Genomic DNA, 1,204 nt, shown 5'->3' with positions numbered 1-1,204 from the left:
ACATATGCTTTTTTTTCCGTTGTTCTTGTTGACCAAAACGATGATGAAACATTTTTACGCCCCCTGATTGAACGCTACAGCAAAGTTTTTAAGATTATTTGCTTGAGAAGCCCCAAAGGACTCTCTCGTGCGCGCAATCTTGGCTTGAAATATTGCACTGGCGATATTGTCTGCTTTCCTGATGATGACTGCGAATACCCCAAGGACCTGCTTTTTGAGGTCAATAATATATTTAACAGATCAAATTGTGATATTGTTATAGGACGTCAAATTCCTTTGGAAGGAGACGCGTATGGTTCTCCTCCCTCTTTTGCAGAAAAAATTAAACTACGCTTTTCTTCGGGAAAATCGCACGAAAATATTTACACACTTTTTTCTGATGTGCCGTCCATTTCCCTTTTTTTTAGCCAAGAAGCGGTGCTGCGCACGGGCAATTTTGATGAAACGCTGGGGGCTGGAGCGGGAACTCCTTGGGGATCAGGCGAAGATACTGACTATATCGTACGCGCTTACTTGGCTCACTGCCGCATTGAGAGGCATAGGAATCTCGCCATACGCCATCCCACGGCCATTTACTCCAGGTCTACATTTTCCAAAGCTCTAGCCTATGGCCGTGGGCGTGGCAGACTCCTGCGTAAACATGAGTTGGGACTTTTGTTTTGTCTGCAAAACATTGCATACCCTATATTGAAAGGGATTGGAAAGCTGCCTGATGTCACAGCAATGTCGTATTATATCTTGATGTCGCTAGGTAGAGCTCATGGTTTTTTCCAATCAATTGATCAGAAAAAAAACCACACCCCATAAAGAGAGCCCAATTACGCCGCGTTAAAAAACAGGCTACTTTGCAATGATCACGGGAAACCCTTTGCCGTGATCGTTCGAGCTTCCCAATCCTCAGTTACATATGCCCAAGAACGCAGTTGGGTGGAACAGAGCAATCTGTATGCCTTAGGATGGTTGGGGGAGGAGTTGGAGAACTGTACAAAAGCAAGAGGTAAAAGCACTGATTATCCTCCACGCCGCGCAGACGGAGATGGGATTTTTGCTTTGGGGCGAGAGTCCGTCAGCCTCTTCTACGTCTCCCGTACCTTCTTCTGCTGCTTCTGTTGCTGTGGAGGAGGGCACAGCCCCGGCACTCCCCCCGAAACGCGCAGCAAAAACAAAAGCCGCAAGCCCCGCCCCTTCTCCCTTTGACGCGGGA

At 47.3% G+C, this 1,204-nt stretch carries 1 protein-coding gene; it reads left to right on the top strand.

The features are described 5' to 3' along the window. The coding region (locus tag QZ377_RS08410) for a glycosyltransferase (protein WP_291440714.1) at positions 1–807 on the top strand (807 nt) is incomplete at its 5' end. Positions 808–1,204 lie beyond the last annotated feature (397 nt).

The organism is Desulfovibrio sp. (assembly GCF_019424165.1).
Classification (GTDB): Bacteria; Desulfobacterota; Desulfovibrionia; order Desulfovibrionales; family Desulfovibrionaceae; genus Desulfovibrio.
The sequence above is the reverse complement of the archived record's forward strand: the minus strand, read 5'-3'. Positions and strand labels throughout refer to the sequence as shown.